Genomic DNA, 21,331 nt, shown 5'->3' with positions numbered 1-21,331 from the left:
CGAGATGGGGGTGTCGAGATGGGCGTTCTGTCGACCATCGACGCTACGGAGCAGCAGGGCGGGTTGCATCGGTGGTTCTACCGAAGCCGCATTCAGCCGCGGGTGATGAGTTTCGACCGCGAGGGTTGGCCGGTCTTGCGCAAGATGGATGCGACGTGCGACTCCACCGTGCGGATGCTCACGAACAACCGGGCGGCGATCTCCTTGTTCGCGTGGCCCTCGCGCAGGCAGTCGAGCACCCGTTGTTCGGCTGCGGTGAGCTGCGTGGGCGACTTCGGTCTGCGCGACGACTCCATCGCGAAGGCGATTCGGGCGAGCACGTCGCGATCGCCGCTCATTCCAGCCAGGGCGTGCGCGGCCTCGAGGTCGCGTCGCGCGAGCGTCACCTTCCTCAGTCGGACCATCACGCGCGAGCGTTGGAGCAGGCCGAGCGCCTCGTCGACGCTCCGGCCGACGGCGACGGCGGCGTCGATCGACTCGGTCGCCGCGGCGAGGGCACCCTCGAGGTCGCCGGAGGCCGCGCGCTCGAGCGACGTGAGCCGGTGCACCGCGATGCGGGTGATGGGGCGTTCGTGTTCGTCGAGGAACGCGCGCAGCACGTCGAGCCGTCGACGCGCCTCCTCGACCTCTCCGAGATGGAAGAGCGCCTCGATGAGCGGTGCGTCGACGCGGAATCGGCTGCCCGGCTCGACGAGCCCGAGCGAGTCGGCGCGGTCGGCCGCGCCGCGCAGATGGGCGACCGCCGACGCCCAGTCGCGTCGGGCTAACGCCGACAGGCCGCGCAGCGTGGGAATCTCCAGATCGCGGTAGATACCGCTACCGGCCTCGGAGGACTCCCAGGTCGACAGCAGCCGTTCGAGCGCGTCGTACTCTGCCCCGGTCACGAGGAGCAGGCCGAGGATCGGCAGCACTGTCGGTGGGATATCGGCCGACGTCGCGGAGAAACCTGCCTGCTGCGCGAATCGGCGGGCAGTGACGGCGTCGCCGGCGACGAGCTCGGCGAGGGCGGAGTACATCAGGAAGGTACGGGCGATGCCCTCCTTGCCCTCGCGTTCGGCCCACTCCACCAGCTCGACGAGCGCCGCCCGTGACGCGTCGACGTCGTCGATCAGATGGGAAAGGAAGGCCGTGCGTGCCAGTCCGGTGTCGTCGAGACCGACGACTATCTGCACGCCCTGCCGCTCGGTGCTGGTCGCGATCAGCTCGGCGTTGAGGCCGTGGCCCGCGTCGATCTGGGCGCGGATGGCGCCGCGCAGCGCGCGGTGCACGGCGTTCGGCGCGCCGACGCCCTCGAGAACGGCGAAGGAGAGGGCCGAGACCTTTGCCCGAACGTGGACGGGCATGAGGTCGTCTTCCAGCGCGTTCGCGCGCACGATGGCGCGGCGAATGGTGTCGTCTCCGATCTCCTCGATCTGCGCTCGCAGGAACTCGTGCGTGGCGGTGTGGCCTCGGCTCGAGTGGAGAGCGCTCGTGCACAGCGCGAGGTACACGTCGTACTGCCCCACGTCGAGTCGGTACGGCGACACGCGGTCGAGGGTGTCGAGGGCCGATGCCAGGTCACCGGCGGAGAAGAGGTGCTGCGCCTGGGTCAGGAGGCGGGTCTGGAACGGCGCCGACAGCGGGTCGGTGCGGTTCACGGCCTGCGCCGCGAAGTGCGCCGCGCGCAACCGGGCACCGCGCTGACGGGTCACCACTGCGGCCTTCGCCAGGGCCTGCGCGATGGTCTCGTCGGGCCCTTCCGGTTGGGACTGCTCGAGGTGCTGCGCGCGGACCACCGGGTCGTCGATGGCCTGAGCGATGAATCGGTGCAGTTCCCGCCTCCGGGAGGGTGTCAGGCGCGACACGGCGGCCGAGGCCTGCAGCGGGTGCCGGGTGCGCACCGAGCGCGTGGTGGCGCGGAGAAAACCGGCCGCCTCGGCCTCGCCGATCGCGCCATCCGCGATCTCTCCGAAGCCGAGCACCGTAGACAGCAGCTCGAACGGAGGGTGACCGAGCAGGGCGACGATCGAGACGACCTCGCGGGCGTCGGGGCTCAGGGTGAGAAGGCGGCCGGCGACCGCGCTGGCCAGCGAGTCCGGGGCGCGCACCATGCCGATCGCCAGGGCGCCGAGCGAACCCAGCTGGCCGCGGGCGATGATCTCGAGCGCCCACATCGGGTTTCCGCCGGTGTGCTCGTGCAGGGCGACGACCTGCGACCGGGTGAGTGTGGTCGGCCACGCCGGCTGGGCGACGGCTTCCAGCTCTTCGACCGTCAGCCCGGCGAGGGCGTAGACATCGGAGGCGTCGAAGTCGAGCGGCGCGCCCTCTCCAGACCGATCGTAGTCGCGACTGGTCGCGACCAGGTGCACCGGTCGAGTCGTCGTCCGACGGAACGCGCGGCCGATCGCGGCGATCGATTCCGGGTCGGCCCACTGCAGATCGTCGATCAGCAGTGCGACGGGGGCATTGGATGACGCGTGGACGAGCAGGCTCTCGAGTGCGATGGAGGTCGCCAGCGACGGCACCTCCGCCGACGGCTGCTTCTGCCCGAGGGCGACCTCGAGAAACGATCGGTACTCCGCGGGCAGCTCTTCCAACGAGGCGCGACCGAGTTCGGAGATGAGATCCCACAGGGTGCTGTAGACGGTACGGCGCTCGGCGTACGAGGGAGTGGCGCGAAGCACCACGAAGCCGGCAGCCGTGAAGTCGATAGCGGCGCGGTCGAGCACCGTCGACTTGCCGATGCCTGGTTCGCCGGTGAGAAGGATCTTCTTGGAGGGCCGGTCGGCCACCCCGGCGATGTGCGCGAGGATGTCGTTGCGGGTGGTGGTCAGGCTCACCGGGTCATCCGCGCTCTGCGCTGTCGGCCGTGCCCGTGTCGGAGACGAGCTCGCTCACCGTGAGAGCGAACGGCTCCCACTGTTCGCGGAAGTCCTGAAGCCGCTGCGAACCGGCCGGGGTCAGATGGTAGTACTTGCGGCTCTGCCCACCCGTCGACTTCTGCTCGACCGCGTCGACGAGACCCTGCGTGCGCAGCCGGGCAAGCAAGGGGTAGAGGGTGCCGATGCTCGCGATGACGCCGCGGGAGATGAGCGCCTCGGAGAGGTTCCAGCCATACGTCGGTTCTCGGGCGAGGACGCCGAGCACGCAGTACTCGACGACCCCCTTGCGCAGTTGTGCGCTTATCGAAACTGTCATGTATTGCACGTTAGCGTGCATTGCACGTTAGTTCGCTGAGAATGCGGCTAGTTGACGGCGGGGTCGGCGACGAGCACCGAGCGGATAGCGGCGGCGAACTCGACCGGCTGCCCGAGGAATCCGGCGTGATCTCCGGGAAAACCGACGGTCGGTTCGGCCAGCAACTCCGCCATGGCGACCGAGGTCTGGTGGGTGTTGAGGTGACCCGATTCCTCGCCGAGACCGATGACGATGCGGGTCGACGTGTTGGTGAGCTTGGCGACCTGCGGCAGATAGCGCGTCGTCGCGCGCAGGTCGTGGTCGAAGAACCGCGCGCTGTCGGCGTTCTCCTGCTCGGTCGGCTGGTGGTCCGACGGGGGCGGCGGCGGGGCGTCGTCATCCTGCACGAAGCCCGCGGCGACCATGAACGCGCCCCAGGCCGCCCCGGCTCCGTGCTCGTGGAAGGTGGTGATGATGTTCTCGGTGGTCACTCGCCATTCGGCGGCGTCTGGCAGCAGCTCGAGCAGGGGCGGCTCGTGGGCGATGAGCGTGCGCACGCGACCCGGATACTCGGCCACGAGCGCGAGACCGGTGACCGCGCCGCCGCTGCTGCCGAACATGTCGAAGGTGTCGACGTCGAGCTCGTCGAGCAGCGCGACGAGGTCGCGCGCCCGCAGCTCGGGCCCCGAGGGGGCCTCCGGATCGTTCAGCGCGCTGTTCGAGATGCCGCGCGGATCGTGTGTGATCACCGTGAAGTCCGCGGCGAGGGCGTCTGCGAGCGGGGCGAATGCGGCCGCGGTCATCGGCGAGCCCGAGATCACCAGGTGCGGCCCCGCGCCGCGCACCTCGTAGTACAGGCGTCCGTCGGGTAGTTCGAGTGTTGTCATCGTCGGCTGACCTCCACGGCACAGGCTATCGGCGCTTGTTCACAGTGTCAACATTCGGCTAGCGGTCAGTCCCGAGCGGGGTCGGGACGTAGTCTCGGTCGCCGCTGATGGACTCCGCGGGGAGGGCGGCCGCGAGTCGGTCGAGGTAGGGTGCGTCGAGTCGTACCGTCGTCGCGGCGGCGTTCTCGTCGAGGCGTGACCGTCGGCGCGTGCCCGGGATGGGCACGACGCCCTGGGCGAGCAGCCAGGCGAGTGCTATCTGCGCGACGGTGACGCCCTTCTCGGCCGCGATGGTCTCGACCTCTTGCACGAGCGTCCGGTTGTTGGCGAACGCGTCGGTCTGGAAGCGCGGGAGTGTGCGCCGCGCGTCGTCGGCCGCGAGGTCGTCGAGGCTGCGCACCGAGCTGGTCAGCACCCCTCGGCCGAGAGGGGAGAAGGCGACGAACCCGATGCCCAGCTCATCGATCGCCGCCTTCTCTCCGTTGTGCAGCACGTCGCGCGAGAAGAGCGAGAACTCGGACTGCACCGCCGCCAAGGGGTGCACGGCGTGCGCCCGGCGGATAGTCGACTCGGATGCCTCGGAGAGGCCGATGTGTCGTACTTTGCCCGCCTTTACCAGCTCGGCCATCGCGCCCACCGACTCCTCGATCGGCACGTTCGGGTCGACGCGGTGCAGGTAGTAGAGGTCGATCACGTCGGTTCCCAGGTGGAGCAACGAGCGGTCGGCGGCGCGGTGGATGTACTCCGGCGTGCCGTTGCGGCCGCGCACCGTGCCGTCGTCGTCTGTCTCGGCCGACGCCTTTGTCGCGATCGTCACCTCGTCGCGCCGGTCGCCGAGCGCGCGGGCGATCAGCTTCTCGTTCTCGAACGGCCCGTATGCCTCGGCGGTGTCGATGAACGTCACGCCGATGTCGACGGCGTGACGCAGCGTCGCGATCGACTCGCGCTCGTCGCTCGCACCGTAGAAGGCGCTCATCCCCATTGCTCCCAGTCCGATGGCGGAGACCCGCAGGCCGTCGCCGATTTCAGTCGTCTTCATTCGTCTCTCCATTCGCGGCCGCCCTGTAGGAGGCGATCTTCTTATCGATTGCGAGCAGGTGGTGCCTCGTGCGCTCCATCTGTTGCAGGACCCGCTGCCTGTGTCGCTCGAAGAACTCGAGACGCTCCGCCTCGGTGCCCTCGCGTCGGCTGAGATCGGCGATTACGGTCATGTCGGCGATAGACATGCCCGTCTCCCGCAGCATCACGAGCCCCGCGATCCACGCGAGGTCTGCCATGCGATAGCGCCGTCGTCCGCCGGGGTCGCGGGGCGTGGCATCCAGTAGTAGCCCGACGCGTTCGTAGTAGCGCAGAGCCTCGATACTCACGCCGGTAGCGGCGGACGCCTGTCCGATCGAGAGGCCCTCGGGCGGGACCTCGACGGGGATCTCGGGCAGCAGCAGGTAGGTCATACGCCCATCCTGCAACCTGTAGTGCGCTACAGGTCAAGAGCGTGTTGACCGTAGATTTCTCGTGCGCGATATTTAACCAATCGGTTAATTAACGAAGGTGCGAAATGATGGTGGATGCTCTGAGTGCTACGTTCTCCGCGCTGGCCGACCCCACCCGGCGGGCGATTCTCGCGCGACTGGCTGAGGGCGAGGCGACGGTGGGCGAACTCGCCGCCCCCTTCGACATCACCCTGCCCGCGATCTCGCGGCACCTCAAGGTGCTCGAGGGTGCCGGGCTCGTGAGCAAGGGTAGGAGCGCGCAGTGGCGGCCGTGCCGACTGGAGGCGGCTCGGCTCAAGGCGGCGGACGAATGGATGGCGCCATACCGCGAGTTCTTCGACACCCGTTTCGACCGGCTCGAGGCGCAGCTCGAATCTATGACCACGAAAACAACGACCGACACGAAGGGGACCACCCATGACTGACAGAAGCTTCACGATCACCCGGCTGCTCGACGCACCGCCCGCGCTCGTCTTCCGGGCGTGGACCGACCCCGACCACCTGGGTTGGTTCTTCAGCGGACACGGCGAGCCCGAGGCGCCCCGGGTCGACCTGCGGGTCGGCGGCGCCTGGCGGCAGACGATGATCATCGGCGACGACGACCGGTACGTCACGGGCGGCGTCTACCGCGAGATCGTGCCGGGGGAGAGGCTCGTGTTCGCCTGGGGTGCGGAGGGCGGCTGGCCCGAACTCGATGACGACGCCCCCGTGGTCACGGTGGCGCTCGTCGAGATCGACGGGCAGACGGAGATGACCGTGACGGTATCGCTGCCCGAGACCCTGTCACAGGAGCAGGTCGACGAGCAACTCGCCACCGGCATGGAAGCCGGCTGGAATCAGACCGTCGACCGTCTCGTCGCGCAGCTGGCCGGGGCCACCTCGTAGTCACCCGCGCTTTGACGGGCGTTCACGCGGGCTTCGAGCTGCGCGACTGGCGCGAGAAGGCGCTCGGTGTCTTCGACTCGATCGACGACGGGCTGCGATTTCTCCTGCGCTCTCGCTAGTCTTTCGGGCATGGAGCATCCTCAGGTGATCGACCCGGGGCATCCGCTGGTCGAACGCATCCGCGCGATCTGCCTCGCCTACCCGGAGGCCGTCGAGGTCGAGGCCTGGGGCCGGCCCACGTTCCGTGCCGGCAAGAAGATCTTCGTCACGGTGTCGGCGAGCATGGACCATCCCTTCACCTTCGTCTTCAAGCCCGCTCCGGGCGAACGGCTCGCCTATCTCGAGGAGCCGCGGTTCTACTCTCCGCCGTACTGGGGGCCGGGCGGATGGCTCGCCCTCGAGATCGACGCGCCTGACACCGACTGGGTGCGGGTGGCCGAGATCATCGACACGTCGTACCGCCAGGTGGCCCTTGTGCGGCAGATCACAGCACTGGATTCGGCCGGTGGACAGAACGGGCCCGAACGGCTGGTATAGTTTTCCAGTTGGCATTTGCGCCCAGTGCGAAAATGCAGAACATGCGCCCGTAGCTCAGCGGATAGAGCAATTGACTACGGATCAATAGGCCGGGGGTTCAAATCCCTCCGGGCGCACCACTGGAAGCCCCGCATTCGTGCGGGGCTTCCGGCGTTCAGCGACGCCGTCGAACGGCCTCGCGCCCACGTTCGCGAGAAGCTCTGCAAGAAGTTGCGTGATTTGCGTAAGGTTGCTGCATGTCTAGACGTCTGGCGGAGGTGGCCCGCAAGGTCGGGGTGAGCGAGGCGACCGTGAGCCGCGTGCTCAACGACAAACCCGGCGTCGGCGCGGCGACGCGGCAGGCCGTTCTCACGGCCCTCGACGTGCTGGGCTACGAACGGCCGAGCAAGCTGCGAGGCGAGCGCGCGCGGCTCGTGGGCCTCTTCCTGCCCGAGTTGCAGAACCCGATCTTCCCGGCGTTCGGCGAGGTGGTGGGCGGCGCCCTCGCCCAGCACGGATACACCCCGGTGCTGTGCACCGTCACCGCGGGAGGCATCTCCGAAGCCGACTACGTCGACCTGCTCCTGCAGCAGCAGGTGTCGGGCGTGGTGTTCGCGGGCGGGCAGTACACCCAGCAGGACGCCCCGCACGAGCACTACCGGCGGCTCGTCGAGCTCGGTCTGCCCACGGTCGTGACGAACGCGCCCATCTCAGGGCTCGGTGTCCCGACGGTCTCCACCGACGACGCCGTCGCAGTGGAGCAGGCCTGGGGGCACCTCACCCAGCTCGGGCACGAGCGCATCGGACTCCTGCTCGGGCCGCGGGACCACATGCCGTCGCGCCGCAAGCTCGATGCGGCTCGCAGGCTCGCCGGCGGAGACCTGCCGCCCGAGCTCGTCGCGCACTCGCAGTACTCGCTCGAGGCGGGCCAGGCCGGCGCCACCCGGCTGCTGGGAGCCGGCGTGACGGCGATCGTCTGCGCCTCCGACCCGCTCGCGCTGGGCGCCATCCGGGCGGTCAAGCGGGCCGGGCTCTCGGTGCCGGCCGACGTCTCGGTCATCGGCTTCGACGACTCGTCGCTCATGACGAGCACGGACCCGCCGCTGACCACGGTGCGACAGCCGATCGAGCTCATGGGGCGCATGGTCGTCGACCTGCTGCTCGCGCAGATCGAGGGCGTCGACTCCGAGCCCGACGAGTACTTCTTCGAGCCCGAGCTCGTCGTGCGAGGCTCGACAGCCCGGCGCAAGTGACCGCAATGCCACGCAAGATCGAGTAATTTTCTTACTCCCTGTCGAGTTCTTGCGTACTCGTCGTCATTAAAGCTACATTCCTCTCACGGCATCGTCGCTGCGCTGCCGTCGATGACGCATGTAAGCGAGGACGAGTGAAAACGAACACGGCTACGGCGCCGCACGGCGAACCGACGAGCCCGCTCGTCGCTTCCGAGCCGAACGGTCGCGACTCAGACGACGTCGACTGGTGGCGCGACGCCGTCATCTACGAGGTGTACGTGCGCAGCTTCGCCGACGGCGACGGTGACGGCACCGGAGACCTGGCCGGCGTGCGCTCCCGACTGGACTACCTGCGCGACCTCGGCGTCGACGCGCTCTGGTTCACCCCGTGGTATCCGTCCCCGCTCGCCGACGGCGGCTACGACGTGAGCGACTACCGCGCCATCAACCCCGCCTTCGGAGACCTCGCCGAGGCCGAGTCGCTCATCGCTGCGGCGCTGTCCCGCGGCATCCGCACAATCGTCGACATCGTCCCCAACCACGTCTCGAACGAGCATCCCTGGTTCCGTGCGGCCATCGACAGCGCACCCGGTTCGCCAGAGCGCGACCGTTTCTGGTTCCGGCCGGGACGCGGCGCCCACGGCGAGCTGCCCCCGACCGACTGGGTGTCGAACTTCGGCGGCACCACGTGGACGCGGACGACGAATCCCGACGGCACTCCCGGCGAGTGGTACCTGCACCTGTTCTCGCCCGAGCAGCCCGACCTCAATTGGGGCAATCCCGAGATCCGCCGCGAGCACGAGGACATCCTGCGTTTCTGGTTCGACCGGGGCGTCGCCGGCGTGCGCATCGACTCGGCCGCCCTGCTCGTCAAAGACCCGGCACTGCCCGAGGTGCCCGAGAACCCTGCTCCGGGCGGTCATCCGAACACCGACCGCGACGAGCTGCACGACATCTACCGCAGCTGGCGCGCCATCGCCGACGAGTACGACGGCACACGGGTGCTCGTGGGCGAGATCTGGCTGCCCGACACAGAGCGCTTCGCGATGTACCTGCGGCCCGACGAGATGCACACGGCCTTCAACTTCGACTTCATGAGCCGGGCGTGGGATGCCGGCGAGCTGCGGTCGTCGATCACCACGATGCTCGCGGCGCACGCTCCGGTCGGCGCGCCGTCTACCTGGGTCCTATCGAACCACGACGTCACGCGACCGGTCAGCCGCTACGGCCGGGAGGACAGCGCGTTCTCGTTCGCCACGAAGCGGTTCGACATCCCGACGGACGTCGCTCTCGGCACACGCCGGGCGCGCGCTGCCGCCCTGCTCAGCGCGGCGCTCCCCGGCTCGCTCTACATCTACCAGGGCGACGAGCTCGGCCTGCCCGAGGTCGAGGACCTCCCGCCGCAGCTGCGCACCGATCCCATGCACTTCCGTTCCGCCGGCGTCGACCCGGGCCGCGAGGGCTGCCGCGTGCCCCTCCCGTGGTCGGGCGATCGGCGTCCGTTCGGCTTCGGCACGGGCGGCTCGTGGCTGCCCCAGCCGCTCGACTGGAGCGGATACACGGTCGAGATCCAGGAGCGCGACCCGGCATCGATGCTGTCGCTGTACCGCTCGGCGCTCCGCATCCGGCGCGACGAGCCCGACCTCGGTGACGGCGGGCTGCGCTGGCTCGACGGCGAGCCGGGAGTGCTCGCGTTCTCCCGCGGCGACATCCTCTGCGCCACCAATCTCGGTGCCGACCCGGTGCCGCTTCCCGCGCACAGCGCGGTCGTCCTCACCAGCTCGGCCCTCGTCGACGGTCTCCTGCCCGCAGACACCACCGCGTGGCTGCGACCGCTCTAACCCCGCATCATCCCTCACACCAGAGAAAGGCAACGACAATGAAGTCACCCAGCAAGGCCGCCGCGATCGTCGCGGTCGGCCTTATGTCCGCAGGGCTGCTCAGCGCCTGCACAGCTGACACCGCGAGCGACGACGGCAAAGTGAAGATCTCGGTCGCTTCGCTCATCCCCGGAACGGAGCAGGCGGCGTTCGACGCGTTCGACGCCCGCGTGGCCGAGTTCGAGGAGGCGAACCCCGACATCGACGTCGAGCCGGTGGAGTACGAGTGGAAGGCGACGACGTTCACGGCGCAGCTCGCCGGAGGCACGCTGCCCGACGTCTTCCGCATCCCGCTGACCGACGGCCGCACCCTCATCGCCAACGGCCAGCTGGCCGACATCACGAGCCAGGTCGAAGCGCTGCCGTACTTCGACCAGTTCAACCCGAGCGTGCTCGAGACGGCGCAGGATGACGCGGGCAGCGTCTTCGGCATCCCGCGAGAGGCATACGCGATCGGCCTGCACTACAACCGGCAGCTGTTCGAGGAGGCGGGTCTCGACCCCGACGCTCCGCCGACGACGTGGGACGAGGTGCGCTCGGCCGCGAAGGCCATCGCCGAGAAGACCGGCCAGGCCGGGTACATGCAGATGACGCAGAGCAACACCGGCGGCTGGCAGACCACCGCCGCGACGGTGTCGCGCGGAGGCCGGATGCAGGAGGGGCAGGGCGCCGATGTCACGGTGACCCTCGACAACGAGGGCACCCGGGAGGCGCTCGAGTTCCTCAAGGAGCTGCGCTGGACCGACAACTCGATGGGCTCGAACTTCCTGTACGACTGGGGAACGATCAACCAGGCCTTCGCCGCGGGCCAGATCGGCATGTACACCTCGGGCTCCGACATCTTCACGTCGCTCACCCGTGAGAACAACCTCGATCCGGCGATCTACGGACTCACCGCCATCCCGATCAGCGACTCGCCCGACGCGGCGATCCTCGGCGGCGGCACCCTGAACGTCGTGAGCGCCAAGGCGACCGACGAGCAGAAGGACGCCGCGGTGAAGTGGATCGACTTCTACGACGTGGCGAAGCTCGTCGACGAGGAGGCCGCGGTGGCAGACGCGAAGATCCTCGCCGAGCAGGACCAGGCCGTGGGCACCCCCGCCCTCCCGATCCTCGACCAGGAGACGTTCGACGCCTCGCGAGAGTGGATCGCCGACTACGTCAACGTGCCCCAGGACCAGGTGTCGTACTTCGCCGAGGGCAACGAGGGCCGCACCATCGTCGGCGAGCCGGCGGCGAAGACGCAGGAGCTCTACGCGGCGCTCGACAGCGTCGTGCAGGCGGTGCTCACCGACGAGAACGCAGACATCGACGCGCTGCTCGCCCGCGCCGACGCCGACGTGCAGGCATTGGTCGACGCCGGCTGATGTCGACCCTCCAGCGCCCCGCCGCACCCACGAGACGCTCGCCCGTCTCGTGGGTGCGGCGGGGCGGCCTCTCCACCCTGCTGTTCATGCTGCCGCTGCTCGTCATCTTCGGCGTCTTCTCCTGGAAGCCCATCGTCGAAGCGGTCGTGATGAGCCTTCAGAAGACCAACCTCGTGAGCCCGGCCGCCTTCGTCGGGCTCGACAACTACGTGCGTGTGCTGTCCGACCCGCAGCTGGGGCAGGCGGTGCTCAACACCGTGTACTTCGCGCTGCTCGCGCTGCTCTTCGGGTACCCGGTGCCCCTGGTCGTCGCCGTGCTCATGAGCGAGGTGAAGCGGATGCGGGGCCTGTACAGCGCGCTCGCGTACCTGCCCGTCGTCGTGCCGCCCGTCGTCGCGGTGCTGCTATGGAAGGTGTTCTACAACGCCGACCCCAACGGTCCGTTCAACACCGTCCTCTCCTGGGTGGGCATTCCACCGCAACCGTGGCTGCAGAGCGCCGCGAGCGCCATGCCCTCGCTCGTGCTCGAGGCGACCTGGGCGGGGGCCGGCGGCACCATCATCATCTACCTCGCCGCCCTGACCGCCGTGAATCCGGATCTGTACGACGCGGCCGAGATCGACGGCGCAGGCATCTGGAAGAAGGTGCGCCACGTCACGCTGCCCCAGCTGCGGCCGGTGCTGCTCATCACCTTCATCCTGCAGATCATCGGCACGGCGCAGGTCTTCCTCGAGCCGTTCCTGTTCACCAACGGAGGTCCGGCGAACTCCACGACGACGGTGCTGCTGCTCATCTACCGTTACGCCTTCCAGAACTCCCTCGGTGGCAACTACGGCGCGGCCACAGCCTTGAGCGTGCTGCTCGCCGTGTTCCTCGCCGGGTTCTCACTCCTCTACTTCCGGCTCACGAGATCATGGAGCTCCGAATGACAACCACGATCGACTTCCCCGGCGCACCCCTCGCGCCCCCCGGCGAGACGACGGCGGACGGCGCTCCCGGCGGTGACCCCGGGCTCGGCCGTCGCGCCGGCCGGCGTCCCCGGCGCGGCGGTGCGGGTCAGGCCAGCGACCGTGGCATCGTCTCGCTCGCCGACTGGAGGAAACCGTCGATCCGTCGCACCACCCGCGCCATCCACGCGACACTGCTCGTGCTGCTGGTAGTGGCCGGGCTCGGCCCGCTCCTCTGGCTGCTCAAGGCGTCGATCACCCCCACGCAGGACACGCTGCGCACGCCGATGGCGATCTTCCCCAACGGCGTCGACTGGCAGAACCTCGTGACGGCGTGGACCACCATCCACATCGACGTGCAGTTCATGAACACCGTCATTGTGGCGGCGGGCGCCTGGGCGGTGCAGCTCATCGTGGCGACCACCGGGGGATTCGCGCTCAGTGTGCTCCGCCCGCGCTACGGCAGGATCGTCTACGGGCTCGTGCTCGCGACGCTATTCGTCCCGGCGGTCGTGCTGCTCGTGCCGCTGTATCTGACGATATTGAACCCGCCGTTGATCGGCACCTCGCTGCTCAACACCTACTGGGCGGTGTGGCTTCCGGCCGGGGCATCCGCCTTCAATGTCGTTCTCGTCAAACGGTTCTTCGACAACCTGCCGGGCGAGATCTTCGAGGCGGCCCGCATGGACGGGGCTGGCTCGTTCCGGCTTTTCTGGTCGGTCGTGCTGCCGATGTCTCGGCCGATCCTCGGCGTCGTATCCGTCTTCGCGATCATCGCCGCGTGGAAGGACTACCTCTGGCCCATGCTCGTGCTCACCCTCCCGGCCATCCAGCCGCTCTCGGTGCGGCTGCCGGCCCTGCAGCAGACCATCGAGCTCGACGTGTACCTCGCGGCGCTCGCCATCTCGACCGTCATCCCCATCGCCCTCTTCGTCGTGTTCCAGCGCCTGTTCCTGCGCAGCGCGGGACTGGGAGGCGCGATCAAGGGGTGAGGGTGTGACCGGGCGGCGCCGATCGTTCGGGACCTTCGGCACTAACGGGCGCGCGCACGAGCCGTCAGAGTGGCCTCACTGCCACCTCGGCACGCCGACTCGTCACCATGTCGGCTGATCAGAATGGCTCCGGCTCATGACAACGACACTCACGTCACCCACCCTCGACACGTCGAACGCTGCCAGCGTCGACTTCGCCCCGAAACGGGGCGGGCGCGTCGCGTTGGCCGTGCTGCGGCTCGCCACCGGCTTCATCTTCCTCTGGGCATTCCTCGACAAGACATTCGGCCTGGGGTTCTCGACCCCGGCCGAACGCGCATGGATCAATGGCGGAACCCCGAGCCAGGGCTTCCTGAAGAGCGACGCGGTCACCGGTCCCCTCAAGGAGTTCTTCGCAGGCATCGCCAGCCCGGCGACCGACTTCTTCTTTATGCTCGGGATGCTCGGCGTCGGCGTAGCGGTCATGCTCGGCATCGGTCTCTACGTCAGTGCGGTGGCGGGATCGCTCATCATGGTGTTCATGTACCTGGCCGAGTGGCCGTTCGCCGCGAACCTCGCGTCGACCAACCCCCTCGTCGACTACCACATCATCTACGCGCTCGCCCTCATCGCCATCGCGACCCTGGCGGCCGGTGACACGTGGGGCTTCGGGAAGCAGTGGAAGTCGCTCGCGCTGGTGCGCTCGCAGCGCTGGCTCGCCTAGACCGGCAGCGTCACTCGGAGGTGGCGTGCAACACGGCCGCCTGGGTGCGGCGTTGCAGCCCGAGCTTGCTCAGCATGGAGGACACATAGTTCTTGACCGTCTTCTCGGAGAGGGAGATACGCTCGCCGATCTCGCGATTGGTGAGCCCCTCGCCCACCAGGGCGAGGATCTCCCGCTCTCGCGGGCTCAGCGACTCGATCCTGGGATCTCCGCGAGATCCCGTCTGCATGCGTTCGAGCACACGCTTGGTCAGCGTCGGGTCCATGAGGGAACGTCCCGCCGAGACATCCCGCACCGCGTCGATGAGCGAACCGCCGAGGACGTCCTTCATCAGGTAGCCGGCGGCCCCCGCCAGAACGGCCGCGTAGATGGCGGCGTCGTCGTCGAACGAGGTCAGCATGATGCAGCGGATCTCGGGATGCGCTGCCCGGATCTCGCGGCACACGTCGACGCCGCTGCCGTCCGGCAGCCGGACGTCGAGGATCGTGACATCCGGCATCATCGTCGGGATACGCGCGACCGCCTGTGCGACGCTGGCCGCCTCTCCGACCACGGTGATGTCGGCTTCCGATTCGAACAGCCCGGCGATCCCGCGCCGCACCATCTCGTGGTCGTCGACCAGGAACACGCGGATCATCGGCGCACGGGTTCAGCGGCGGGGGATTCGAACGGCGCAAGCCAGGTGAGCGTGGTGCCGTCCGCCCCCGAATCGACTCGCAGCTCGCCGCCGCGGCGCAGGGCACGCGCTTCGAGATTGGCCAGGCCGCTGCGTCTGGCTGTGCCGGCGAGGCCGGTTCCGTCGTCGCTGATGACCAGACGGACGCCGTCGTCGACTACCGCGAGAGCGACGGTGGTGTACCGGGCGGAGGCGTGTTTGACGATGTTGGCCAGCCCCTCCCTCGTCACGGCGATGACGTCGGCGGCGAGGTCGTCGGTCACCATGAGATCGACCGGGCCGGCGAAGCTGACCGCGGGCGTCGAGCCGAGACCGGCCGACACGTCGTTGACGAGATCGATCAGCTGGTGGCGCATCGAATCCCGGGGGTCGTCGTCCCGCACGCTCAGGGCGAATATGGCCGTTCTGATCTGCGCGATGCTCGCGTCGATATTGCCGACGGCGGCCATGATGTCGGAGGCGACGCCGGCGGACCTGCTCATCGCGGCGACACGGTTCAGATCGAGCCCCGTGGCGAACAGCTGCTGGATGACGTGGTCGTGGAGGTCGCGGGCGATGCGGCTGCGGTCTTCGAGCAGTTCCATGCGTTGACGGTCCGCGCGGGCGGCACCGAGGCTGACGGCGATGCTCGCCTGTCCGGCGAAGTCGGCCGCCATCTCGAGATCCGCGGTGGAGAAACGCCCGGAGCCGGCGAGCCGTCCCACCAGCAGCACGCCCTGCGCAATCGCCGGCCCGGCCAGTGGCACCACCATCATCGGCCCGATCCGGCGCCCGTCGTCGAGTGCGATCGCCCCGTTCCCTGCGTCGTCGATGAGTTGCGGATGGTGCGCCTCGAGCATGTTCCCCAGCTCGCTCGCGAGGGCGGCGAGAACGGTGCCCTCGACGGCGTCGGCGTCGACTCCGCGAGCGCGTTCTATCGTGTATTCCGCCGGGATACCGGTCGGAAGAAGCATCCATACCAGGTCCGCCTCGGCGAGGCCGAGTACGCGCGTGACGATGGTCGAGATCGAATCGCTGTTCTCGGACGACAGCAGCGTCGCGGTGACTTCGGCCGATGCCGCTGACCACGCCTGTCGGCGGTGCGTCTCGGCGAACAACCGGGCGTTCTCGATGGCGATGCCCGCCGTGGCCGCGAGCGCGGTGACGAGTTGCTCGTCGTCGTCGCTGAACTCCCCGGCTGCCTGATTGCTCAGATAGATATTGCCGTAGACGATGCCGCGTACCGTGATCGGAACCCCGAGGAAGCTGGACATCGACGGATGCCCCGCCGGAAACCCGATCGAGCGGGAGTCGTCAGCGAGCCGGGGTAGGCGGATGGTGCGCGGGTCGTCGATGAGTGCGCCCAGCAGGCCGCGGCCCTCGGGAAGGTGGCCGATGTGCGCGACGAGTTCGTCGGACATGCCGACTGTGATGAACTGCTCGAGCCCGCCCTGCGGAGAGATCACGCCGAGCGCGCCGTACTCCGCGCCCACGAGCTCGACTGCCGCTTCGACGATGCGGCGCAGGACCACGGGCAGGTCGCGATGCTCGACGACTGCCTGATTGGCGCGGAGGAGTGCGCGGAGCCGGCCCTGGGTGGCGAGGACGCCCTTCGCGCGCTGCACGAGGTCGTCGAGGGCTCGGTCGAGCGCGCCTCGGGGGACGTCGGGAAAGGAGAACGCCTGCGGATCGGTCACTGCAGCTCCCGCCTCGAGAAATCTCGTATATGGCTGCTCGGCCTTCAGGTCCCCACTGGCGCGAGTGTACTCCTGCCGCGTGACGGACCGTGATGCGGGAAGGGTACAACGGCCCTATCGGCGTCGGCGCTGCCCGCGGATGCTGGGATGCGACCAGTGAGGACGCGCATGCGAGGCAGCATCGTTGTAGGAACAGACGGCTCGACCCCGGCTCGGTCGGCTCTGCTCTGGGCCGGCGCCCGCGCGGTGGCGATGCGGTCGACGTTGACCTTGGTCCATGTGTCGTCGCGGGGCGAATCCGGGAGCGTCGGCGACGACGCGCGCGCAGACCCGCTCCGGACCGGCATCCGAACGCTGCGTGCGGTCTATCCGGCTCTCGATATCCTCACGGAACTGAGCCTGGGAGAGCCGTTCGCGGGCCTCGCCGAGGCCTCGCGGGAGGCCGACCTGCTCGTCATCGGAACCCACAAGACCGGGTTCATCCAGGGCAGGGCGATCGGGTCGAGGTACCTCGACTTGCCTTCGGTGGTCGCCGTCCCCGTCGCCGTGATCCCCAGCGTCCCCCTGACCTCGCGAAGGGGGGTGGTCGTCGGGGTAGACGACTCGGTCACCGGGCGTCGGGCCGTCGAGATAGCCGCCGACACCGCGGAATCGGCCGCCGAACGGCTGACCCTCGTGTTGCCGTCCGAGAGCCGCGTGTTCGCGGAGGCGACGGACCGGGTGCGACTCGGCCACCCCCTCCTCCACGTGAGCGCCCGCGTGGCCAGACACGGGGTCGTGCGCGATCTCATCGACTCCGCGATGGTCGCGACGCTCGTGGTTCTGCCCTACCCGGCCGCGGCGGAGTCTGTGGGTTCGGAGGGGGCGGCCGGGGTGCGGGACCTGCTCCTGAACCTCGCGGGCCCGGCGATGGTCATTCCCCGGTCTGGCCCGGAAAGTTGCCGCTGAAGTAGTGGGGCTCGGTGACTTCTTTGGGCGGCGCCTTGTCGGCCGAGGCCGACGAGGGAGTCGCGGAGTCGCGGTGTGCGGTGGCGTGGTCGTGCAGATGCGCGGCCGTGTGCCGCTTCAGGAGGTCCCACTCCGCATGCGAGACGAACCTCATTCGCGCACGGTGTGGAGAGCGGGTGGGGCGATGTGCATCGGGTCCTTCGTCGTCGGTGGGTGCGGGCTGCGGGGTCGACATCCATCGCACCAGCGATGACGGGCGCTCGATAGTGCCGAAGGTCCCGGCCGTGGCACTATCGCACCAGCGATGACGGGCGCTCGATAGTGCCGAAGGTCCCGGCCGTGGCACGCGCCGTCCCGAGCGGCTACGCCGGCGATGTGCGTTCGCGGCTCGCGACCGTCTTGCGCATCACGGTCTTGCTCTTGCCGATGTGACGCTCGAACGTGAATCCCGCCTGCTCGAACATCGCCCTGGTTCCGTTGTGAAGGAACGACGACGAGGTCTTCTTGCCCGGCACCAGTTCGTTCGGGAACGACACGACCTCGCCCCCGCCCGCCTCGGCGATGAGCGACAACGCGCCGCCAAGAGCCTCGTAGGCGACGCCGGAGCGGCGGTGGTCGCGGTCGACGAAGAAACACGTGATCCGCCAGGGCGCTGGGTTGGTCTCGCCGGCGTCGTATTGCTTGCGGTGGTAGATGTTCGGAAGCTCTTCCGGGCTGCCGTACTGGCACCAGGCGATGGCGGCGTCGCCCTCGAAGACGAGTGCGGCGTGAGCGACTCCCTCGTGCACGAGCCGTAGTTTGAACGTGGGTCTGTCGTAGTCGTCCTTCGCCGTCTCCGCGGTGTCGTTGTGGAAGTACGAGCAGTAGCAACCGCCCCAGACGCCGTTGTGCTTCTGCGCGAGCGCCAGCCACGCGGGAAAGGTCTCGGGGGTGAGCGGCTTGATCACGTGTGCGTCGGGCATGCGCCCATTCTCCGACTCGGGCCGCCGTAGCTCAATGGCCCGGATCGGCGCCGTCGTCGGTCGGGAGGCTGTGCCAGATGCCGAAGGCGACGGCTGCGGCTGCTTCTGCGTCTCCGGCTGCCAGCGATGCGATCAGCCGCTCGTGAAGGTCGACGGACGTGCGGCCGTCGTGAGTGAACCGCAGCCGTTCCGCTCGGCGCACCACGGGGTCGAAGTGGTCGATCACCGACTCGAGCGCGTGGTTGCCGAGCGCGGCGACCGGGATCCTGTGGAGTTCCTCGTCGGCGTCGAGGGCGGCATCCACGTCTGCCGCCGCGACCGCCGCGGCGAACCGGCGATTCGCCTCGCCCATCAGCGCCAATTCGTCGGCGCTGAGTTTTCCGGCCATCTGGCGCACGGCCAGTGAGTGCATCGAGGCGATGACGTCCCTCGCGTCACGAACCGCGTCCGCGTCGATCGCCGTGACGGTGGTCGATCGCCCTGGGACCGCCACGACCAGCCCGCTCGTGCCGAGACGCAGGAGGGCCTCGCGGATCGGGGTGCGGCTCACGCCGAGCCAGTCGGCCAGCTCGCCGTCTTTGAGCTGCTCGCCGGGCGCGAAGGTCCCGTCGACGATCGCGTCTCGCAGGCGCTTGTAGACATCGTTGCGGAGGAGCGAGCGGTCGAGACCGGTGGAACCGATGGGGATTGGCATGCAATATATTGCGCAGACGTTCGGTGGTCGCGCAAATCGTCGACAGGCCCTTGGAATATTAATCGGTATGCAATATGTTGCACATTGCAACCGCAAATCGCGGTACTGACAGGAAGGGGCATCATGAACACCACAGAACAGGAAATCAAGAACATCGTGCTCGTGCACGGAGCATTCGCCGACGGCTCGGGCTGGCGCGGCGTCTACGACGATCTGACGGCCCGCGGCTATCGCGTGACCGTCGTGCAGAACCCTCTCACCTCGCTCGAGGCCGATGTAGCCGCCACGACGCGGGTGCTCGACCAGCAGGACGGCCCGTCGATCCTCGTCGGTCACTCCTGGGGAGGCACGGTGATCACCGAGGCGGGTGTCCACGACCGCGTGGCGGGGCTCGTCTATGTAGCGGCACTCGCGCCAGACTCGGGCGAGACCACATCCCAGCAATACGAGGGCTTCGCCCCGACCCCGAACTTCATCATCGACATCGGCGACGACGGCTACGGGTTTCTCAACCGCGACACGTTCGCGATCGGCTTCGCGGCGGACGCCAGCGACGCCGACGCGGCATTCCTCCGCGACACGCAGGTGCCCATCAACATGTCGGTGTTCGGCGCCGAGGTCGCCCACGCCGCCTGGCGTGACAAGCCGAGTTGGGCGGTCATCGGCACCGACGACCAGGCGTTCGACCAGGCGATGCTGCAGCACATGGCGGCACGTGCCGGCGCGACGGTCACGACCGTCGCCGCCAGCCATGCCGTGTACGTGACGCAGCCGCGCGTCGTCGCCGACGTCATCGTCGCGGCCGCCGAGAACGCCCTCGTCGGCGCACCGAGCTGACCCGCGACTACTGCTGTGGCAGGGATTCGGCGGGCCGGCCGGGCTCGGGCTCTTCTTCACGCGCAGCGGCCGTTGCCTCCGCGCTCGCCGCATCCTCGACCGGCTCGTCCGCCTCGAGATATTGCGCCGAGATGCGGCGGTACGAGCGCGTGAAGAACGCGCCGACGGCGGCGAGCACCATGACGATGCCGGCGACGAGGAACACCAGCGCGATTCCCCTGGCCTCGCCCTCTCCCAGCAGCCATCCGAAGGTCGACCGCCCGGTGTCGGACTCCATGTAGGGGATGATCAGGAACTCCGCGATCGGCGCGATGAGGAACGCGGTGACGGGTGCCGCCGCCGACTCGAACGCCGCGGCGAAACCGAACACGCGGCCCTGGGTGCGGAACGGCACCACCTTCTGGATCACGGTCTGCTCCGAGGCCTCCACGGCGGGGATCAGCATCATGTAGAGCCAGATGCCACCCGCGTAGAGCCACCACCAGTCGCGGATCGTGAAGAGGGCGCCGAGCACCCCCATGGCCACGACGAGCAGCAGCATCGTTCGGATCGGGTTCTGCCCGAGACCGAACTTGGCGACCAGGAGTCCGCCGATGATGAAACCGGTCGACGTGACGCCCAGCACGATGCCCCACCACTCGACGGGGAACAGCTCGAGCCCGTACGGGTCCATCAGCGCCATGTACACGCCGCCTATCAGGTTGTTGAACGTCGAGAAGATGATCAGCGCGAAGAGGCCCGTGGCTGCACGCACCGCGGTGATGCTGCCGCGCAGGTCGATCAGAGGGCGCCTCTCGCCGTCGTGCTGCGGCTTCTCCTCGGGGATCCGCAGGAACAGCAGGTGGGCGAGCGCCGCCGCCGAGAGAGCGATGGCGATCACGAGGGTCCAGCCCATGCCGAGGAAGCCGATGGCCAGACCGCTGAACACGCTGGTCACCATGAAGGCCAGCCCCTGCACGGTGCCGACCAGCCCGTTCGCGTTCGCGTGCCTATCTACTGGGATGAGCAGGGTCACCGTGGTGGACAGGGCGATGTTGCGCATGTTCTCGATGACGGCTCCGAAGAGGATGACCCCGCTGAACAGCCAGAACATCGGTCCGCTGATGTCGAGCAGCGTCGACTCGGGAAACGCCTCGTACAGCCCGAGGCTGATGCTGAAGGCGACCAGCGTGACGGCACCGGCAAAGACCATCACGAGGTGCTTGCGGTGTCGGTCGACGATGGTGCCGAACGCCATCGAGCACACGGCGACGAGCAGCATGTAGGCGCCGCCGATGACGCCGGTTGCGAGCACCGAACGCGTCTCGAGGTACACCCAGAAGGTCAGGGCGAACCAGAGAAAGCTCGTCGTCACGTTAGCGACGGCGGTGTTCACGAGTACTTGCGCGAACGTGCGCGAACCGCCGGGCGGCGGCTGGTGGGCGACGGATGCCTCGGCGGGGGTCTCCTCGGTGGTGGCCATGCGGTCCTCTTCGATCGG

The 21,331-nt window shown here is 68.5% G+C and carries 21 protein-coding genes and 1 tRNA gene; 12 read left to right on the top strand and 10 right to left on the bottom strand.

Annotated elements, in window-relative coordinates; all coding sequences use genetic code 11:
* Positions 1-92: 92 nt before the first annotated feature.
* Genes ABIE21_RS13560 through ABIE21_RS13540 form a run of 5 tightly spaced genes read right to left on the bottom strand, consistent with a single transcriptional unit; the run spans position 93 to position 5,494 of the window.
* Positions 93-2,819, bottom strand: coding sequence for a helix-turn-helix transcriptional regulator (locus ABIE21_RS13560; protein WP_354025360.1), 2,727 nt, complete (start codon positions 2,817-2,819; stop codon positions 93-95).
* Positions 2,820-2,823: 4 nt separating this feature from the next.
* Positions 2,824-3,177, bottom strand: a complete 354-nt coding sequence (locus ABIE21_RS13555; RefSeq protein WP_354025359.1) for a PadR family transcriptional regulator — start codon at positions 3,175-3,177, stop codon at positions 2,824-2,826.
* Between the two features lie 47 nt (positions 3,178-3,224).
* Entirely contained in the window at positions 3,225-4,043 is an 819-nt protein-coding gene (locus ABIE21_RS13550) for an alpha/beta fold hydrolase (RefSeq protein ID WP_354025358.1), read from the bottom strand.
* Between the two features lie 58 nt (positions 4,044-4,101).
* On the bottom strand, positions 4,102-5,082 hold the full coding sequence (locus tag ABIE21_RS13545; RefSeq protein ID WP_354025357.1) for an aldo/keto reductase: 981 nt from the start codon (positions 5,080-5,082) through the stop codon (positions 4,102-4,104).
* A complete protein-coding gene (locus ABIE21_RS13540; protein ID WP_354025356.1) occupies positions 5,069-5,494 on the bottom strand; it encodes a MerR family transcriptional regulator in 426 nt (141 codons plus the stop codon). Before ABIE21_RS13540 ends, ABIE21_RS13545 begins: the two co-directional genes overlap by 14 nt.
* A gap of 104 nt (positions 5,495-5,598) precedes the next feature.
* Between ABIE21_RS13540 and ABIE21_RS13535 the strand changes: the two genes are divergently transcribed.
* From ABIE21_RS13535 to ABIE21_RS13490, 10 genes are all read left to right on the top strand, one after another.
* Positions 5,599-5,958, top strand: a complete 360-nt coding sequence (locus ABIE21_RS13535; protein ID WP_354025355.1) for an ArsR/SmtB family transcription factor — start codon at positions 5,599-5,601, stop codon at positions 5,956-5,958.
* Positions 5,951-6,418, top strand: coding sequence for an SRPBCC family protein (locus tag ABIE21_RS13530; protein ID WP_354025354.1), 468 nt, complete (start codon positions 5,951-5,953; stop codon positions 6,416-6,418). The genes ABIE21_RS13535 and ABIE21_RS13530 overlap by 8 nt, the downstream gene beginning before the upstream one ends.
* A gap of 129 nt (positions 6,419-6,547) precedes the next feature.
* A complete protein-coding gene (locus tag ABIE21_RS13525) occupies positions 6,548-6,955 on the top strand; it encodes an MmcQ/YjbR family DNA-binding protein (protein WP_354025353.1) in 408 nt (135 codons plus the stop codon).
* A 43-nt stretch (positions 6,956-6,998) separates the two neighbouring features.
* Positions 6,999-7,074, top strand: a tRNA-Arg gene (locus ABIE21_RS13520).
* A 117-nt stretch (positions 7,075-7,191) separates the two neighbouring features.
* Positions 7,192-8,187, top strand: coding sequence for a LacI family DNA-binding transcriptional regulator (locus ABIE21_RS13515; protein ID WP_354025352.1), 996 nt, complete (start codon positions 7,192-7,194; stop codon positions 8,185-8,187).
* Between the two features lie 254 nt (positions 8,188-8,441).
* Positions 8,442-10,010 carry a glycoside hydrolase family 13 protein gene (locus ABIE21_RS13510; RefSeq protein ID WP_354025545.1) on the top strand — a complete coding sequence of 523 codons (1,569 nt, stop codon included), beginning with the start codon at positions 8,442-8,444 and terminating at the stop codon, positions 10,008-10,010.
* A 38-nt stretch (positions 10,011-10,048) separates the two neighbouring features.
* The gene (locus tag ABIE21_RS13505; RefSeq protein ID WP_354025351.1) at positions 10,049-11,416 is read left to right on the top strand and encodes an ABC transporter substrate-binding protein; all 1,368 of its coding nucleotides are present in this window, start codon (positions 10,049-10,051) and stop codon (positions 11,414-11,416) included.
* Positions 11,416-12,345: a carbohydrate ABC transporter permease gene (locus ABIE21_RS13500; protein WP_354025350.1), complete on the top strand. Its 930-nt coding sequence runs from the start codon at positions 11,416-11,418 to the stop codon at positions 12,343-12,345. Before ABIE21_RS13505 ends, ABIE21_RS13500 begins: the two co-directional genes overlap by 1 nt.
* A complete protein-coding gene (locus tag ABIE21_RS13495; RefSeq protein WP_354025349.1) occupies positions 12,342-13,355 on the top strand; it encodes a carbohydrate ABC transporter permease in 1,014 nt (337 codons plus the stop codon). The genes ABIE21_RS13500 and ABIE21_RS13495 overlap by 4 nt, the downstream gene beginning before the upstream one ends.
* A 136-nt stretch (positions 13,356-13,491) precedes the next feature.
* Positions 13,492-14,058: a DoxX family protein gene (locus ABIE21_RS13490; RefSeq protein ID WP_354025348.1), complete on the top strand. Its 567-nt coding sequence runs from the start codon at positions 13,492-13,494 to the stop codon at positions 14,056-14,058.
* Positions 14,059-14,068: 10 nt separating this feature from the next.
* Here the strand turns inward: ABIE21_RS13490 and ABIE21_RS13485 are convergent, their stop codons facing one another.
* Both ABIE21_RS13485 and ABIE21_RS13480 read right to left on the bottom strand, forming a co-directional pair.
* On the bottom strand, positions 14,069-14,695 hold the full coding sequence (locus tag ABIE21_RS13485) for a response regulator transcription factor (protein ID WP_354025347.1): 627 nt from the start codon (positions 14,693-14,695) through the stop codon (positions 14,069-14,071).
* On the bottom strand, positions 14,692-16,410 hold the full coding sequence (locus ABIE21_RS13480; protein ID WP_354025346.1) for a GAF domain-containing sensor histidine kinase: 1,719 nt from the start codon (positions 16,408-16,410) through the stop codon (positions 14,692-14,694). The genes ABIE21_RS13485 and ABIE21_RS13480 overlap by 4 nt, the downstream gene beginning before the upstream one ends.
* A gap of 168 nt (positions 16,411-16,578) precedes the next feature.
* On the opposite strand from ABIE21_RS13480, the gene ABIE21_RS13475 reads away from it, so the two are divergent.
* Positions 16,579-17,358 (top strand): universal stress protein, encoded by a 780-nt coding sequence (locus ABIE21_RS13475; protein ID WP_354025345.1) that lies wholly within the window; start codon positions 16,579-16,581, stop codon positions 17,356-17,358.
* A gap of 362 nt (positions 17,359-17,720) precedes the next feature.
* On the opposite strand, the gene ABIE21_RS13470 is transcribed toward ABIE21_RS13475, so the two are convergent.
* A complete protein-coding gene (locus ABIE21_RS13470; protein ID WP_354025344.1) occupies positions 17,721-18,320 on the bottom strand; it encodes a GNAT family N-acetyltransferase in 600 nt (199 codons plus the stop codon).
* Between the two features lie 31 nt (positions 18,321-18,351).
* Entirely contained in the window at positions 18,352-19,014 is a 663-nt protein-coding gene (locus ABIE21_RS13465; RefSeq protein WP_354025343.1) for a GntR family transcriptional regulator, read from the bottom strand.
* A gap of 123 nt (positions 19,015-19,137) precedes the next feature.
* Between ABIE21_RS13465 and ABIE21_RS13460 the strand changes: the two genes are divergently transcribed.
* Complete coding sequence (locus tag ABIE21_RS13460) at positions 19,138-19,851, top strand: alpha/beta fold hydrolase (protein WP_354025342.1); 714 nt, start codon at positions 19,138-19,140, stop codon at positions 19,849-19,851.
* A 7-nt stretch (positions 19,852-19,858) separates the two neighbouring features.
* On the opposite strand, the gene ABIE21_RS13455 is transcribed toward ABIE21_RS13460, so the two are convergent.
* Positions 19,859-21,313, bottom strand: a complete 1,455-nt coding sequence (locus ABIE21_RS13455; RefSeq protein ID WP_354025341.1) for an MFS transporter — start codon at positions 21,311-21,313, stop codon at positions 19,859-19,861.
* Positions 21,314-21,331 lie beyond the last annotated feature (18 nt).

It is taken from the genome of Conyzicola nivalis (genome assembly GCF_040548875.1).
Classification (GTDB): Bacteria; Actinomycetota; Actinomycetes; order Actinomycetales; family Microbacteriaceae; genus Conyzicola; species Conyzicola nivalis_A.
The sequence above is the reverse complement of the archived record's forward strand: the minus strand, read 5'-3'. Positions and strand labels throughout refer to the sequence as shown.